Origin of the sequence: Paenibacillus paludis, assembly GCF_042610515.1 — a bacterium.
Taxonomy (GTDB): Bacteria; Bacillota; Bacilli; order Paenibacillales; family Paenibacillaceae; genus Paenibacillus_AQ.
Genome location: NZ_JBGJZP010000006.1, coordinates 100,567 through 117,706, shown reverse-complemented (window position 1 = coordinate 117,706; position 17,140 = coordinate 100,567). Strand labels below are relative to the sequence as shown.

General features: G+C 51.5%; 13 protein-coding genes. 5 read left to right on the top strand and 8 right to left on the bottom strand.

Translation table 11 applies throughout. The features are described from left to right. Nucleotides 1-22: 22 nt before the first annotated feature. Nucleotides 23-700 (bottom strand): ComEA family DNA-binding protein, encoded by a 678-nt coding sequence (locus tag ACAN56_RS13380; RefSeq protein WP_052092259.1) that lies wholly within the window; start codon nucleotides 698-700, stop codon nucleotides 23-25. A 192-nt stretch (nucleotides 701-892) separates the two neighbouring features. Between ACAN56_RS13380 and comER the strand changes: the two genes are divergently transcribed. Beyond that, nucleotides 893-1,744, top strand: coding sequence for a late competence protein ComER (comER, locus tag ACAN56_RS13375; RefSeq protein WP_038595512.1), 852 nt, complete (start codon nucleotides 893-895; stop codon nucleotides 1,742-1,744). A 127-nt stretch (nucleotides 1,745-1,871) separates the two neighbouring features. On the opposite strand, the gene leuS is transcribed toward comER, so the two are convergent. From leuS to ACAN56_RS13345, 6 genes are all read right to left on the bottom strand, one after another. Beyond that, nucleotides 1,872-4,322, bottom strand: coding sequence for a leucine--tRNA ligase (leuS, locus tag ACAN56_RS13370; RefSeq protein WP_379143351.1), 2,451 nt, complete (start codon nucleotides 4,320-4,322; stop codon nucleotides 1,872-1,874). Nucleotides 4,323-4,922: 600 nt separating this feature from the next. Continuing rightward, nucleotides 4,923-5,675, bottom strand: a complete 753-nt coding sequence (locus ACAN56_RS13365) for a CPBP family intramembrane glutamic endopeptidase (protein WP_379143349.1) — start codon at nucleotides 5,673-5,675, stop codon at nucleotides 4,923-4,925. Next, nucleotides 5,672-7,120, bottom strand: coding sequence for a serine hydrolase domain-containing protein (locus ACAN56_RS13360; RefSeq protein ID WP_379143347.1), 1,449 nt, complete (start codon nucleotides 7,118-7,120; stop codon nucleotides 5,672-5,674). Before ACAN56_RS13360 ends, ACAN56_RS13365 begins: the two co-directional genes overlap by 4 nt. 70 nt (nucleotides 7,121-7,190) lie before the next feature. Beyond that, entirely contained in the window at nucleotides 7,191-7,940 is a 750-nt protein-coding gene (locus ACAN56_RS13355) for a CPBP family intramembrane glutamic endopeptidase (protein WP_379143345.1), read from the bottom strand. 126 nt (nucleotides 7,941-8,066) lie between these two features. After that, nucleotides 8,067-9,080 (bottom strand): helix-turn-helix transcriptional regulator, encoded by a 1,014-nt coding sequence (locus tag ACAN56_RS13350; RefSeq protein WP_379143343.1) that lies wholly within the window; start codon nucleotides 9,078-9,080, stop codon nucleotides 8,067-8,069. Nucleotides 9,081-9,130: 50 nt separating this feature from the next. After that, nucleotides 9,131-10,198 carry an AI-2E family transporter gene (locus ACAN56_RS13345; protein WP_038595522.1) on the bottom strand — a complete coding sequence of 356 codons (1,068 nt, stop codon included), beginning with the start codon at nucleotides 10,196-10,198 and terminating at the stop codon, nucleotides 9,131-9,133. Between the two features lie 203 nt (nucleotides 10,199-10,401). Here ACAN56_RS13345 and bglS (ACAN56_RS13340) point away from each other — a divergent pair, with 203 nt between their 5' ends. Together bglS (ACAN56_RS13340) and bglS (ACAN56_RS13335) are read left to right on the top strand one after the other, a co-directional pair. Next, nucleotides 10,402-11,118 carry a beta-glucanase gene (gene bglS, locus ACAN56_RS13340; protein WP_038600501.1) on the top strand — a complete coding sequence of 239 codons (717 nt, stop codon included), beginning with the start codon at nucleotides 10,402-10,404 and terminating at the stop codon, nucleotides 11,116-11,118. A gap of 217 nt (nucleotides 11,119-11,335) precedes the next feature. Then, nucleotides 11,336-12,043 carry a beta-glucanase gene (gene bglS, locus ACAN56_RS13335; RefSeq protein ID WP_489685700.1) on the top strand — a complete coding sequence of 236 codons (708 nt, stop codon included), beginning with the start codon at nucleotides 11,336-11,338 and terminating at the stop codon, nucleotides 12,041-12,043. Between the two features lie 65 nt (nucleotides 12,044-12,108). Here bglS (ACAN56_RS13335) and ACAN56_RS13330 read toward each other — a convergent pair whose 3' ends face one another. Beyond that, on the bottom strand, nucleotides 12,109-13,689 hold the full coding sequence (locus ACAN56_RS13330; protein WP_038595523.1) for an extracellular solute-binding protein: 1,581 nt from the start codon (nucleotides 13,687-13,689) through the stop codon (nucleotides 12,109-12,111). Between the two features lie 116 nt (nucleotides 13,690-13,805). On the opposite strand from ACAN56_RS13330, the gene ACAN56_RS13325 reads away from it, so the two are divergent. Together ACAN56_RS13325 and ACAN56_RS13320 are read left to right on the top strand one after the other, a co-directional pair. Further along, complete coding sequence (locus tag ACAN56_RS13325; RefSeq protein ID WP_052092260.1) at nucleotides 13,806-15,551, top strand: sensor histidine kinase; 1,746 nt, start codon at nucleotides 13,806-13,808, stop codon at nucleotides 15,549-15,551. Continuing rightward, a complete protein-coding gene (locus ACAN56_RS13320; RefSeq protein WP_379143340.1) occupies nucleotides 15,529-17,136 on the top strand; it encodes a response regulator in 1,608 nt (535 codons plus the stop codon). Before ACAN56_RS13325 ends, ACAN56_RS13320 begins: the two co-directional genes overlap by 23 nt. Nucleotides 17,137-17,140 lie beyond the last annotated feature (4 nt).

Below are 17,140 nucleotides of genomic sequence, written 5' to 3'. Positions count from 1 at the left end.
CTCCGGAAACGCATCTCCCGTTTCAAAAGACTACCAGAGGCTCAAGCTTTTCCAGCATCTTTGGTCCAATTCCCTTCACCTCACCTAGTTCGGACAAGCTGTGGAAAGCCCCCTTGCTGCTGCGGTAATCAATAATCGCCTGCGCCTTCTTCTCGCCGATTCCCGGCAAATCCATAAGCTCAGCGGCTCCGGCGGTGTTCACATTGATTTTCCCTTCCGTCTTCTCATTAGCTTGTGCCGTGGAAGCTGCGCCTTGTGCCGATGGGATACCCTCTCCGCCTGCCACTGCAGTAGTCCCAGCCGTTTGTGTGCCCGCCGTTGCCGCCGCGCTGCCCCCTCCTGTCCCGCTATTATCCAGAGATGCGGCTCCTCCAGCGGGGTCAGCAGCATTTGGAGCGCTGTCCGCCCCGGCTCCAGTAACTGTAGTATTACCAGCCTGTGTTGCTGCTCCGGCTTTTTGGGCTCCTCCGTTTACTTCAATCCCCTCTTTACTAACCTCACCCTGCAGCGCAGCTGACTTGCCGCTCTTTCCAGCGGGAAGCGGTTCCTCTGCATTCGCTCCGCCAACCGCCAGCGCCATAGAGGTATCCATCGTCTCCCACCCGGAGATGCCGCTGTCTTCTTCCCGATCCGCAGCCCAGACCAGCCCTCCTCCCAGCAATACTGCTACGATACCACTGACTATCATTCTCTTATTCAAGTACCTGTCCTCCTCTACAATTTGCCCTGATTATTTATGCAATCCTTATGCAAAACCAAATATGACGCAACTTCTGGAGTTTTATTCAAAAATGCGGGCGAAACCTGTCATGTGTCCAAGTGTACGCTGCATACATTTAACGAAGAGTATTCCTGCAAGCCCAGCAACTCAGGGAAAGGAGGTAACCACAGAATGAAAGTGGGATTTATCGGAACAGGCAGCATGGGCAGTCTGCTCATTGACGCCTTTCTTTCTTCAGGAGCACTTGATGCATGTGACGTGCTGGCCAGCAACCGCAGTTCAACCCGGCTGATTCAGCTTCAGAAGGACCACCCTGGCATCACCATATGCGGCAGCAACAGGGACACCGCGACTGGCAGCGACATTGTATTTTTATGTGTCAAACCTTTGGAATTCAAAACGCTGACGGATGAAATCGCACCCTGTCTGAATAGCGAGCAGATTGTCGTATCCATTACCAGTCCGGTCCAGCTGTATCATCTGGAATCGGTTCTACCGTCCAAAATAGCCAAGGTCATCCCCAGCATCACCCACAGTGTCAAAAGCGGAACTTCACTATGCATTTTCGGCAGCAGAATTAATAAAAAAGACAGGCTGTTGCTCCTGAGGCTGCTGTCTTTCATAAGTGTTCCGGCGGAAATCCTGGAGAGCCATACCCGAATTGCTTCGGATTTCTCCAGCTGCGGTCCTGCATTTATCAGCTATTTCATTGAACGCTGGATCGCCGCAGCGGTGGAAGCCACAGGCATTGAAGAAGCCTTGGTCAGCCGTCTGGCCGGAGAAATGCTGCTCGGGACAGGCAAGCTGCTGACAGAAGCAGACTTCACCCCGCAGGAGCTGCAGGAACGTGTCGCTGTCCGCGGAGGCATTACAGCGGAAGCCTTGAATCATCTGCGCAGCAGTCTGGAAGGTGTATTCGAGCGGCTGATTACCACAACGCATGATAAATATGATGAGGATGTCGACAGGCTTAATTCACTCTTCGGCCGGGACGGTATTGTGCAAGGCCCTTTGGATCGCTAGAAGCCTGAACGGCTTGAGAAAAAGCGGGCCTGCGAGCTGCATTGGAACATCCATGAATTTTGAATCCTTAACAAAAAACCCGCAGCACGGAATGCTCCGTAGCTGCGGGTAAAAATGCGTTCTTCGCTTAACCCACTACAATATTTACAAGCTTTCCGGGAACCGCAATGATCTTGCGTACGGTTTTGCCCTCTACAGCCGCCTTCACACTAGGAAGAGCCAGTGCATGGTTCTGCATGTCTTCCTGCCCCATATCCTGCGGGATCTGTGCACGCCCCACAATCTTGCCGTTAACCTGTACAACGATCTCCACTTCTGCATCCACCGTCAAAGCTTCATCATAAGCTGGCCATGATACATAGCTGATGCTGCCTTCGTGGCCCAGCAGCTGCCAGAGCTCCTCGGAAATATGCGGTGCCAGCGGCGACAGCATTTGTACGAAATGCTCTGCCGATTCACGGGACAAGCTATCCTGCTTATAGGCATCGTTGATGAAGATCATCAGCTGGCTGATCGCCGTATTGAAGCGCAGATTCTCAAAGTCCTCTGTAACCTTCTTCAGTGTCTTGTGCCAGGTGCGTTTGAACTCGTCTGTACCGCCATCCTCGGAAATCTTGGCACTGAGGCTGCCGTCCTCATTCACGAACAGGCGCCATACGCGGGAGAGGAAGCGGTGAATGCCTTCCACACCTTTTTCATTCCAAGGCTTGGTTGCTTCCAGCGGCCCCATGAACATTTCATAGACACGGAGTGTATCTGCGCCAAAAGCTTCCACAATTTCATCCGGGTTGATGACATTGCCGCGTGATTTGCTCATTTTTTCGTTGTTGTTGCCCAGGATCATGCCCTGGTTCACCAGCTTGTGGAACGGTTCCTTGGTATCCACTACACCGATATCATACAATACTTTATGCCAGAAACGGGCGTACAGCAGGTGAAGCACTGCATGTTCAGCTCCGCCAATGTACAGATCAACCGGCAGCCACTCCTTTTGCTTCTCCGGCGAACACAGCTCCTTGTCATTATGCGGATCAATATAGCGCAGGTAATACCAGCAGCTGCCGGCCCATTGCGGCATTGTGTTCGTCTCGCGGCGGGCTTTCATCCCGGTTTCCGGATCAACGGTTTCCACCCACTCGGTGACATTGGCCAGCGGGGATTCGCCCGTACCCGAAGGTTTGATCGCGTCCACATCAGGCAGCACCAGCGGCAGCTGATCCACAGGAACAGTCTTCATCGTGCCATCTTCCAAATGAAGAATCGGAATCGGCTCGCCCCAGTAGCGCTGGCGGCTGAACAGCCAGTCACGCAGGCGGTAGGTTACCTTGCCTTGGCCGCTGCCCTTTTCCTCCAGCCAGGCAATCATCTTCACGATGGCTTCGCTGTTATCCAGACCGTTCAGGAAATCGGAATTTACATGCGGGCCATCACCGCCATAGGCTTCTTCTTCCACATTACCGCCCTGTACTACTTCGACGATGTTCAAGCCAAATTGCTTGGCGAATTCCCAGTCGCGGGTATCATGTCCCGGAACCGCCATAATAGCTCCGGTTCCGTAACCGGCCAGTACATAATCGGCGATCCAGATCGGCACCTGTGCTCCGTTGACCGGGTTAATAGCGTAAGCGCCGGTGAATACACCGCTCTTCTCCTTGGCCAAATCCGTACGCTCCAGATCGCTCTTGCGGGCAGCTTTGTCGCGGTATTCCGCGACCGCAGCACGCTGAGCTTCTGTCGTGATGGCATCTACCAGTTTATGCTCTGGTGCCAGCACACAGTAGCTTGCGCCGAACAAGGTATCCGGACGGGTTGTGAACACAGTCAATGCTGCGTCATGTCCATCAATCGCGAAATTGACTTCCGCTCCGGTTGATTTGCCGATCCAGTTGCGCTGCATATCCTTGATGCTTTCTTCCCAATCCAACTCTTCCAGATCCTCCAGCAGGCGTTCGGCGTATTCTGTAATTTTCAGAATCCACTGGCGCATCGGTCTGCGGACGACGGGATGACCGCCGCGCTCGCTTTTGCCGTCGATAACCTCTTCGTTGGCCAGCACCGTACCCAAAGCTTCGCACCAGTTCACCGATACCTCAGCTACATATGCCAGGCCGCGGTTGTACAGCTGGATGAAGATCCATTGTGTCCATTTGTAATAGCCCGGATCGGTTGTGCTGATCTCGCGGTCCCAGTCATAGGAGAAGCCCAGCGATTTGATCTGGCGGCGGAAATTGTCAATGTTCTTGAAAGTGATGTCACGCGGATGTTGTCCGGTATCCATCGCATACTGCTCTGCCGGAAGTCCAAAGGCATCCCAGCCCATTGGATGCAGCACGTTATAACCGCGCATCCGCTTGTAGCGGGAGACAATATCCGTCGCCGTGTAACCTTCCGGGTGGCCTACGTGCAGCCCTGCGCCTGAAGGATACGGAAACATATCCAGGGCGTAAAATTTCGGTTTACTTGAATCCTCACCTGTCTTAAACGTTTTGTGCTCATCCCAGAACTTCTGCCATTTGGGTTCAATGCTCTGGGCGCGGTAGCCGGCCCCAGCTGGGGTGCTCACTTTGTTTTCGCTCATCTTATGCTCCTCCTTGGAGTGTTGCTTACTTAGTTAAACCTGCTGTTCTTAAAAGAATTCAGGGAATAAAACTCCGCTGCAAAAAAGTTTTGGGCTTCCGCCCGCTGTTATACTCGGATTTCTGATCTCACACTAAGCGGTTGAAAAAGACTCGCTGCTCCGCTGGGAGATGTCTGCCTTCGATCGTCTCAGGCAGACTTGTTGTTTACCGGGGCATAAGCCCAACTCCGCAAAAAAACCTCCCATCCCTAGCGTATGATCGCTAGGGACGAGAGGTTTGAATTCCCGTGGTACCACCCTAGTTAGCGGCTGAACATGCTTTATTCTGCCACTCACTTTGACACCCTTTAACGGAGGTGAGGCGACGACGGTTCACACACTGGCCTTTCGCAGCATCTGCCCTGCGAAACCTGCGGCTTGCGCCGTTACTCGGAGGTGAGTTCATTCCGTTCCGTTAACCGGCTTGCACCAATGCACCGGCTCTCTGCTATAACGTCGCGTGAGTTAATACTCCTCTTCATCGAACTGCTATTCATCACAACATAATCGTAATATTACACAACATTATAACCAAAAACGTTGACTATAGTCAACGTGGAATTATCCGAAATACAAGCTGTAGAGCGACAGAGCGGAAATCAGGTTGAGTAATACATGGGCAACCATGCCTATGTAAATGTTTTTGGTCCGCCATACGACGAAGTACATCGGAAAGATTGCAATCAGCCGGGTGATAATCATCCAAGGAGAGAAAAAATGATACACGACAAACAGCACCACATTTATCAGCAACCCCCAGCCCCGGTATCTTCCCAGCCTAGGCAGTAGATATCCTCTAAAATACAATTCCTCTACGACCGGTGCCAACAAGCCAATCAGAATAAAATCACTGACCCAGGTTGCCACCAGCATGCCATGTGAATAGCGGGACATATCATCAGTACTGGCATCGAACCAGTCAGGATAATAGGAAAAGACATGTTCCAGCAAAACACGGCTTACCGGTTCCATTAGCCAGAAGATCAGAACCGCCCAGCCCAGCACTACAGGGACGAGAATGAGATAGTGCCGCAGGGGCAGTTTTTGACGATATGGCATAATGCCCTTTAACGAAAATGTGCCGGTCTGTCTCCGGGCTTGATAGATCAGAACCCCAAGCATGGCTGGAGCGAGCCAAAGTATCGTTTCTAAGTTGATGGAAAGCGCAATTGTAAGTCCAGCTTTATGTAATATTGGCGAAATAAAAAAAATAAAAAGAAAAGTGACTGCACCTGGGATAAGATGAAATGCTGCTGCTTTCAGCAGCGAGTGCTGCTCTGTTTCCTGCTCGTTTCGAATTGCGTGAGTATTCAAAAGGACCTCCTATCTCTTCCTATCCGTACGATCTTAACAACTCCGGCGGCTATCAATAACAGACAGAAGATCAAAATAAAGTGCGCTATGCCCGGAAGAAACAATAAAGCTACCGGCCAAGGGAGCAGTAGCATGGGAATACCAATCAGTACGGCAATGGGAAGAACAATATTGAGTAAGAGTAGAGTCATAGAACGGATGTAGCGCCCCGGCTTTGTCAACTGTTTTGTATTTTTCCATTTAATCAATCCGTATAAGGACCATACATATAAAATAACAAACAGTAACAGAACAGCATTAATAGTCATGTGTATTTTATTATAATGAGGCAGTTTATCTACAGAAGCCACCTGCCCGTGAAGCACTTCTCCAATCCCCTGCAGGATATAATCATAACTTGCTAAAAAATCCACGGAGTTGAACAGCAATACGATCCCATACTCTCCATCCATCGACAAATAGGAAGAAGAACTTTCCGTTGTACCATTATGCCAGACCGTTTCATCAGAGATTATCCAGCCCATTCCATAATACTCGCCTTGCTTAATCAGCGAAGCAGGTTGATGCATCCGGTCCATGCCTGCCTTTGAAAGCACCCTTTGATCCTCAAAATGGCCGCCATTCATCTGGGCGATTAAATACTTGGACAGATCCTCCGCGCTTGAGATCAGATTGCCATCCGGTACTGAGGCAGTATGATCTATTCGTGGAGTGGACATCATAATCCCAAAAACAGGCTGATAGCCAGAAGCCAGCCCGTATTCTTGAGCCTCCTCAACGTAGGCAGTACTATGCTCCATATCTAGCGGTTTAAAGATGTGCTCCTTCACGTAATCACCATACGGTTGCTGCGAGACTTCTTGAATAATGCCACCCAAAATATCATAGTTTAAATTTGAATATTGATATTTTGCTCCGACCGGTTGAGCAAGGGGAACCCCTGTCATTCCGCGGAGATAATCTTCAAGCGGAAGATCATCCGAGGCCATAGTTGCTCTGCCCTCATACTCAGATATGCCGCTTGTCTGGTGCAGCAAATCTTGGACAGTAATTCGGGCAGAAGCTTCTGCATCTGCCAAATGAAACCATGGTAAGTAACGCTGTACAGGTGCTTCAAGCTCAATCTTGCCTTCCTCTGCCAACTGAATAACAGCAAGGGCTGTAATGGACTTGCTGGTAGAACCTAGAATAAATGGTGTTTGCGGTGTTACCGGCTTCTGTTCCGGACCTGATATACCGTATCCCTGCAAATAAATGATCCGGTCTCCTTTTACGATGCCAAGTGATGCACCTGGAATGTCCAGCCGTTCCATAGCATTCTTCATGTACTGGTCCACCCCGGCCCCGTCGAAGCTTGAAGCAGCACCGGCGGTTGTTCGCGAGAACAAGACAGCAAATAATACCAGCGTCAATAAGGCCATATATGTTTTACGAATTATTTTCATTTCCCTTCCCCTTCATATGCATAGCACGATCCTGATATCACTCCCGGGTATTTGAATGTATTTAGCACAGTCAGCCTATGTACAGATTATACTGTGACAATGAGGAAATCAGGTTAAGCAGAACGTGGACTGCCATGCCTACGTAGATGTTCTTGGTACGCCATACGATGAAGCACATCGGGAAGATCGCGATAATTCGGGTAATGGCCATCCAGGGGGAGAAAAAATGATACACGGCGAACAAAACCACATTGATGAAGACACTTGCTCCCCGGTATCTGCTCAGCCTGGGCAGCAAGTACCCTCTAAAGTAGAATTCCTCCACAATCGGCACAAAAATTCCAAGCAAAATCAAATCACTGGCCCAGGATGCGAGCAGCATGCCACTTGAATACCGGGACAGCACATCAGCAGCAGGATTGAACCCTGCCGGGAAGAAATTAAACACATACTGAAGCAGATAATTGCCTACCGGTTCCAGCAGGAAGAAGACCAAAATAATCCAGCCCAGCAGTGCAGGAACCCAAATGAAATATTGCCGCAAGGGCAGTTTTTGACGGTATGGAAGAATACCTTGTAACGTAAATCTCCCGGTCTGCTTCTTGGCGGTATAGAGCAGAAGCCCGAGCTGGACCGGAACAATCGAAAGGAACAGCGCAAGATTGAGTGCCAACCCAATCGTCAGGCCTGACTTTATTAACAATGGAGTAAAGAATAGGACACACAGAAAGGCTATTATACCGGGGAAGAGATGATGTGCTATTGATTTTGCCAACGAATGCTGCTCTGTTTCTACCAGGCTAATAGGGTGAGTACTCAAGGCGGACCTCCATTGTGATGTGAATGTAACCGCGGTTGCATTCAGTCTATCATCCTATGCAGAGGGTGTCCGCCCCGGTACGTTCAATAAGTAACAGTGTAGGGTTGAGTGCTGACGTTGGGCGGATTACAAGCGTTGGGATTCAATGATCCAATCCCGCGGATTACATCCGAACCTCTCTCGGAAGCTCGCTGCAAAATGGCTCGGGTTGGAGTACCCTACCATAATCGCTGCATCACACACATTGATTCGTTCCATTTCAAGCAGCTCCTTCGCCTTATCCAGCCGCTTTTCTTTTAAATATCCGAAGACGGTAGTGCCGAAGAGTTCCTTGAAACCGGCTTTTAGCTTGGAATCACTGATTCCGGCCAGCTTGGACAATTCCAGTAATGACGGGGGCTGCTCCATCCGCTTCTCCAAGATCCCGCTCGCCTCGCGCACTCTCGCGATATCCTCTTTACGCAGCCGAATTCTGCCCCGCTGCGCGGGCACTTCGTCTTCAAACAAGGTTTGCTGGAGCCAGAGGGCAAGCAGCTCCAGAGCTTTTCCTTCCAGGAACATTTTTCGCATCGGTCCGGCAAAGGGATGGGAGCGAATATCCTGCAGAATAGCCTGCACCTTGGGTAATATCGAGTGGTGGAATATGAGATTCTCGCGCCCACCAAGAATCAATGCAGAGCTGTAACGCGCGTGTCCAAGTTCATCCATTAATTCGTCAAATAAAGCTGTAGACAAACGAATTTCACAGATGGCTATTGGCATCCCTGCCGCGTATTTTAGTTCAAGCTGCTGCTCCAGGCCAAATGTAAGGTGGCCAAGACCTGGGGAAATCTGCTCTTGTATTCCCGAATGAAGGATTTCAATATTGCCCTGAATCCAGAAGGTCAGATCGACCATCGGAAGATTGCCGTTGAGCTGCATGGTATGAACGTCCTTCATCTGGCAGTCGGCCATGATAACCTCCATGCCGGGTCTCAGGCGTGTCCGGCTGATGCTGCCGCTTCCTATGGATTCAGGCAGAATGATCCGATCGGTATATCGATCATTTGAGCTGTAAGGGAGAAACGGAGACAAATATCTGTTGTAATGGGAATGAAGCTCTTCATACTGCAGGGACTGCAGGGACTGCAACGTTTGCATGAGTGTTCCCTTTCATAATGTTATATTGTAGGATCGTTTGGTCTCTCCGGCTAAACCGGCTTTCGCTTAATATAATAAGCCATTAAGTGCTGAATTACGACTTTTCCGGCCGCAAAACACGGCACCGCCAGAATAAGACCAATCATTCCGGCCACCTCTCCGCCGACCAGCAGGGCAAAAATAATCAGCAGCGGATGCAGATGCAGTCTCCGTCCGACCACCTGGGGCGAGATCACATTGCTCTCCAGCATCTGGCATAGCGTATTCACTACTGCCACCAGCAGGACAAGGCGCAGGGACAGGGTTGAGGCCATCACAATGGCCGGAGCCGCCCCCAGAAACGGGCCCATGTATGGAACGATGTTGAACACAGCGACTACACAGGCAAACAGCAGCGCGTAAGGCATCCCGATGATTGCATAACCGATATATGCCAGCACGCCTATAATAATACAGACGAGGAACTGTCCGCGGATATAGTTGCCCAGCGCTTCATCAATATCCTTGAGCAGCTTCACAATCGATTTGCGGCGCGAGCGGGGCAGGCAGGAAACTACGGTCCGCTCAAACACTTCAAAGTCCTTGAGAATGTAGAACACGAGAAACGGAACGATAAATGCATTGAACAGCACACCTATCGTTGTCCCGATATTGTCGAGAAAATGTGATATTCCTTTTGCCAGACGTTCCTCCAGCTGAAAAAACCAATTGTTCATCCCCATCTCAACACCGGGCGGGATCAGCCGGGAATTCATATTCTTCATGAGACCTTGCGCATGCAGTGTCATCTCCGGCAGATGTTCGTTCAGCTCCTCAAGCTGCTCGATAAACATCGGTATGAGATTGATGGCAATGACCGCAATTGAAGTCAGGAATACGGCGTAGATGAGAAGAACGGCAACGCTGCGCGGCATCTTCCGTCCCGCCAGCATACTGACCACCGGATTCAGTACATAAGAAATGATCATGGCCGCCAGAAACGGCGCAAGAATCGCTTTTAGAAACTGGAATATCCCCTGCAGCATCGGACGAAGCTGCCACACAAAATACAAAATGATCAGGGTGAGCAGCACTCCGATCATCCAGCGGAACCATTTACTGTGTGACCACTCCTCCATAATATCCCTCCTGATCGTATTCACCTAAGACAGGCATGCAATATCAGTATGTGTGGGAGGGTGACGAAATAACCTTTTTTTCAGACAAAAGTTGTTTTTTTGTTATCCAGCTTCAGTAGATGGTATGGCGGACAGAGTTGGCGCTGGCTAAAATCATATTGTAAAAACGCTTTCATTTTAAGGAGGGATGTTTTTCTATGAAAATGCTGAAAAAATTGTACGGTGCAGGTCTAACTTTGCTGCTTGCCGGATTGCTGGCGGGGGCTCCGTCTGTTTCGGCAGCCACCGTCTTCGATGAACCTCTGACCTACTTCAATTCCGCAACCTGGCAACAAGCCGACGGCTATTCCAATGGCGGTATGTTTAATTGTACCTGGCGCGCAAACAATATCTCGTTTACCAGCGGCGGACAGCTTCGCCTGGCGTTGACCAGCCCCAGCAACAACAAGTTTGACGGTGCAGAATACCGGTCCGTGTACAAGTATGGCTACGGCAAATATGAGGTCAGCATGAAGCCGGCCAAAAACAGCGGAATCGTCTCCTCTTTTTTCACCTATACCGGTCCTTCCGACGGCACCCCCTGGGATGAAATCGATATCGAGTTTCTGGGCAAAGATACCACCAAGGTCCAGTTCAATTATTATACGAACGGCGTTGGCGGTCATGAGAAGATCGTCGATCTTGGCTTTGACGCTTCTCAAAGTTATCATACGTACGCCTTCGACTGGCAGCCGGGGTACATTAAATGGTATGTGGACGGTGCATTGAAGCATACGGCAACGAGCAATATCCCCTCCCAGCCAGGTAAAATTATGATGAATCTCTGGAACGGAGCCGGTGTAGACTCCTGGCTCGGTTCATATAACGGCGCCAATCCGCTGTACGCCTATTACGATTGGCTGAAATATACAAGCAACTAAAAGCGAGTGTTGGACCCTGGCCGCTGAGCATTCCGCGTCTGCCGGGGTCCATTTGCTTCTATTAAAAATCCGTTATCTTCAGAATTTGTTATCCGGATTGACACATTGGTATGGCGGCTGCAGCCGCCATTCAGTACGATAATAGTAAGAAAACATCACAGGAGGAACAGAATTGATACGCAGCAGGTTAATCAAGGCGTCCGCAGCGGTCGCAGCTTTGTCAGCCGCCGTGTGGGGCATATGGGCCTTCGCTTCAGTACCGAAATCCAGCGCCGGAGGCGTGAAGGACGATTTTACAGAGTTCAATACGGAGTTCTGGAACAAAACGGATGGCTATTCCAACGGAGACATGTTCAATTGCACCTGGCGCGGGAACAACATCTCATTTGCCGGTGACGGACTTTTGACCCTGTCGCTCACCAGTACGTCTCCCGGCGAGTTCGACGGTGCGGAGTACCGTTCGCTGGAGAAGTACAGCTATGGCAAGTATGAAATCCGGATGAAGCCGGCGGCCAATCCCGGTGTAGTCTCTTCTTTTTTCACTTATACCGGCCCCTCGGAAGGCGAGCCTTGGGACGAAATCGACATTGAATTTTTGGGTAAAAATACCCGGCAGGTACAGTTGAATTACTTCACGGGTGGCGTGGGGGAGCACGAGAAGGTGATCGACCTCGGTTTTGACGCTTCACAGGAATTTCATTGGTACGGATTCGACTGGAAAAAGGATTCCATTACCTGGTACATCGACGGCCGTCCTGTTCACACGGCGACCGAGAACCTTCCCTCCACTCCGGGCCGCATTATGATGAATCTCTGGAACGGAACAGGCGTGGATTCCTGGCTGGAGCCGTATGACGGAAAAGCCCCGCTCCATGCTTACTATGACCAGTTCCGCTATACTCCGGATCAATCGTCGGGCAAGTAAGAAATTCCGGCGCCTCTCCGACAAGAAACCGCCTTAATCAAGGCGGTTTCTTGTCCCTGCGGCACTCATTGGCGGCTGCGGTCCCAGACGTTGACTTCCGAGGTTTCGGTCAACCCTCCGTAGGCTTTCCATTTGTCGACGAATTCATCGAATTCCACGATGCCGCTGTCCGCGAAGATTATTTTTTGAAAGCTTTTTTGTTCCAGCTTCTTCAGCAGCTCGCCGTCGCTCTTCATCGTCGCGGTTGGCGGTCCCGTGAACTGCTCCTTGCGGGAAGCCTCCTTCTGGCTGAGTAGCACAGGGGCAATGTCCTCCGGAATTTCCTTGATGACTTTGGAGGGAATTCTTGCTCCATCGAAGGTTAGCGTGTAGGAAGCGACCCGGATGCCGCCCAGCGGCAGAGCGGAAGGCATAATTGTCGGCTTGCCGCCCACCATTGCCCAATCATAGTCTTCGGCAAGACCATGGATGAACTCGCCGGTCGAGGTGGCGTAATAATCAAACAAATAATTTTGATAGGTAAAAAAGATTTCCGGATGCTTCATTTTCTTGCTAATCAGAATAGCGCCATTGACAGGCAGGGTGCCCCTTCTCAAGGCCATACCGCCTGGTCCCGAAGGTATGGCGATGGCCTTGACGCGTGCCTGCGGGTCAGCGGCGGTCAGGAAGGACAAGGGCCAGCCACGCATCCAGTACGGACCGGCAATGATGCCGGCCTTGCCGGAGACGAACAGATTGGCGGCGCCCTCTTCATCAAGCCACGCACTGTCGGTGGACAAGTATCCTTGATGCACCCAATGCTTCATGAGTGCAACAGCCTTGCGGGCGCCGGGCTGCACGGACCCGTATTCCAGTGTTCCGTCGCTCATGCGGTTCCACTGCTCAGGAACCGTGCCGAACGCGCCAAAGACCCAACTGCTGTCCCCCATCCAGGTGTTCGGACCGTTGCGGAATCCAACGGCAAGGCCGTAAGTGTCCTTAAGACCATTGCCGTCCGGGTCCCGGTTGACAAAGGCATCCATGACCCGTCCCAGTTCGTCCAGATTCCGCGGCGCGTCCAGATGCAGCTTATCCAGCCAATCCTGGCGGACCCAGAGCAGCGGATCGGAGTTATATTCGTAATCCATGATGGGAATGGCATACTTGCGCCCGTCCCGCACGAAAGTATCCCATGCCGAGGCATCCTCGGCCACAGCCTTCTTCCACACCTTGGAAGCGTACTGTTCAAATAAATCACCGACTTCCATGAATTGCCCGGAGTCGATCAGTTCCTGGATGATGTCGGCATCCCGGGTCGTTACGACATCGGGCATATTGCCTTTGGCCAGTTCAAGCCTCAGCTTGTTGGCATAGGTCTCGGAGGTGCCGGAGATGGTCCAAAGATAACGGATACGGATGCCGAGCCGGTTCTCGGCCCAGATGGTATGCACGTTATGCTCGAGGCTCTCGCCTTTTTTGAAGGTCAGATTGGGGTTCACGGAACCTACCGTATACAGGTCTACAGGAGGATTATATTTGCCCGCCTTGACGTCGAAATGAGGCGCTGTGCTCTCCGGGGAGCCCGCCGGGAGACCTTCGCCGGCGCTGCGGAACGCGCATCCCGACAACGACAAGAGCAGTAGGAATAGCGGTAAACGGATTTTCATGGAACCACCTGCTTTTCGTAATGTTCTGGGGAGCCCAACAAATTGTATCATAATCGTCTTCAGCATCGTATGATACAATTCTTTTATACAGCGAAGTCTTTGAAAAGGATGATCTTATGGCCTGGCGTCCGAACCTATTTATAAAAATGGTTGCGATTCTTATTTCCCTTATTTCAGTCACGCTCTTATTCTACGGATTGTCCTACCGCAAGGATATCGGAGTCATTACGAACCAGATTAAAACGACCGATTTGAATCATCTGGAGTTCCTGACCCAGCAGATGGACAACAATATCAACCAATTGGCAGGCAGCATGTATGCACTTCAGCGAGATCCGACCGTCCGCGACTATGAGCAGATCCGGCAATTGGGCCACCTTATTGATCCCCCTCAGACCATTATGACCGTTCTGGAGAAGCTGTCCCTTCAGACCAGCTCCAGCACATGGGAGAACCGGATTGTCCTGTACAAGCCGCACAGCGGCGAGACCCTGGGGTCGGATTCCTCGCTCTCCTTTGACTCCTCCATACTTGAAAAGCCTTTGCCGGCTGGCTGGGAGTATATTTCGGAGGACAAGGGCAGCGCCGAAGCGGGCTTCCGTCTGCTGCTGTCGGACCCCATCGAGAGAAGAAATGCCCCCCGCGAGGCGGAACTGCTGATGTCGATGTATTTTCCCATATCCAATATTGAGCGGATGTTCGATGCCTACCAGTCGCAAAACAAGGGCGACACCTTCCTGTTCCACCCGGCTTTTGGGATAATCCTCTCCCGCAATACCGACCGGAAAATGGCGAAGCGGATTGTGGCAACGCTGACTCCTTCAACCGGACAAGGGACCTCGGACATCTTCAGTCTCAAGGAAGGCAGCTTTCTTGTCAGCTCGGTTCCATCTTCGGCCATTAACTGGCAGGTTGTGCATTATTCGCCGCTGAAGCAGATTCTTCAGCCGATCCGCAGCAGCCGTTATTCCTTCCTGACGGGATCGGCCATACTGCTGGTGATGAGCCTGCTGTTCTCGCTGCAGCTCTATCGTCAAGTACAGCGTCCGGTAAGCCTCTTGCTGCGTTCCCTCAACAGAATGAAGGAAGGACGCTGGTCTACCCGTATTCATACCAAGACCAATCCCGAGTTCACGATGCTCAACGAGGAGTTCAATGAAATGGCTGAGAAGATTCAATTGCTGATTGAACAGGTCTATCTGGAGCAGCTCCGGGCCAAGGACGCCCACCTCAAGCAGCTTCAATCGCAGATCAATCCGCATTTTCTCTACAATTGCCTATTCTTTATCAAGAGCAAGGCTGTTGTCGGCGATACGGATTCAGTGGAGGCCATGGCGCTTAATCTAGGCGAGTACTACCGTTATATCACCAAAGTCGACCATTCTCTCACCACCCTTCAGGAAGAACTGAAGCTGCTGGAGAACTACCTGGAAATACAGAATTTGCGGAAACAGCGCATCTGCTATGAGATGGATATCGCCGATGATCTGCTGGGCCTGAACATTCCCCGGCTGCTGATTCAGCCCTTGGTCGAGAATAGCATTATTCATGGCATTGAGAAAAAAATCGGCCAAGGCTCTATTCGGATCACCGCCAGCCAAACGCAAGAAATGGTCACCGTCACTGTTGAAGACAATGGAGCCGGCATGACCGATGAGGCGATTGCTGCTCTGCATGTTAGAATGTCTGAATCGACGCGCGAGGACGGAGGCTGCGGGCTATGGAATATCCAGCAGCGCCTCAAATCTTATTATGGCGATTCTTCCGGCCTTCTGATCGCTCCTTCATCTGACGGCGGCCTAAAAATCACTCTCCGTATGGAGAAGAAAGAGGAACCCTATGCACCAAATTCTGCTGGTTGACGACGAACCCTACGTCGTCGATGACCTATCCATCTCGCTTCCTTGGGCAGAAATGGGATTCGAACAGGTTCATAAAGCTTATTCGGGTTACGAGGCGCTGGAACTGCTTCAGCGCTATCCTATCGATATTGTAGTTACTGACATCAATATGCCGGAAATCTCGGGCATCGAACTGATTGCCTCTATCCGCAGCCGCTGGAAGCATATCCGGGTAGTTATGCTAACCGGTTATGCTGAGTTCGAATATGCCCGCAAGGCGATAGAGGAGCAAGCCAGCGCCTACTTGCTTAAGCCGATTGCCAATGACCAGTTGATCACCGTGATCGCGAGGCTTCAGGAAGAGCTGCGCGGCGAATGGGAGACATGGTCCTCCTATCAGCGGACGATGCAGACCTTCCGCGAGCATCTTCCGCTCCTGCGGGACCGCCTGCTCGGGGAGCTGCTGCAGGGACGGAAGCTGCCTAAGCCGCAACTGGAAGAACGGCTGGCACAGTTCGATCTGCCGCTCTCAACCGACCTGCCGGTATGCCTCGCAGTGGTCAGACCGGAGGAATTCTTCCGGCGCCAGGACATGCGCAGCATGCTGCTGTTCGAATATGCGATTATCAATATCGCACAGGAGCTGTTCCAAGACCGTTTCCGCATCTGGTCCTGCAAAGATGTGCATGATTATCTCGTATTTCTGCTGCAGCCCAAGGATGATATTGAACCCGGCGGCAATCCGGGCGATGATGTCGCCCAGGCAGCCTATCAGTTGCAGAACCATGTCGGCACGCTGATTGGAGGCGGCCTCTCCGTGGTGACTACAGGCTGGGGAAGCTTCCCCGACCAGGTCTACACGCTCTATCAATCCGCCATCTCGGCCATCCGCCAGCATATCGGCAGCGAAACAGGCATCTATCTGGACGCAACGGACAACAGCGGCCCCCAGCCTGTGGAGATTCTGCAGCCGCTCTATGAGCCTCCGCTGTTCTTTCATATGTTCGAAGCGAACAACTGGCAGGGCATCGAGGACAAGCTGAATGCCATCGCTTCGGAGCTGGCCCGAAATCCGGACCGTTCGCTGGAGCATATCCACGAAGCCCGTCTGCATCTGGAGACGGCATTCTATTATTTTGCCCATAAGAACAACAAAATGCTGAGCGAGATTGTCGGCAATCCGCTGCTGGAGCAGGCCCCCTTTCAGACGCCGGACAAGCTGCGGGAATGGGCGCTGGAGGTCATCGCTTTGCTGAGAGAGCATTTCGAATCAGAACGCCGGGACAGCCGCACCGTCCTGATTCGGAACGTCCATGAATATATCAACAGCAATCTCCACTATGTCTCACTCCAGGCCATCGCCGATCATGTCCAGATGCATCCGGTCTACCTGTCCAAAATGTACAAGCTGGAGACAGGCAAGCGAATCAGCGACTATATCAGCCAGGTAAAGATGGAAAAAGCGGCGTATCTGCTGATCCATACGCCGCTTAAAATTTATGAAGTTTCCGCCGAACTTGGCTACTCCAACGCCCATTATTTTATTAAGCTCTTCAAGGAATACGCCGGTATGACCCCGCATGAGTTCCGCGATCGGTCGTTGTAACGCC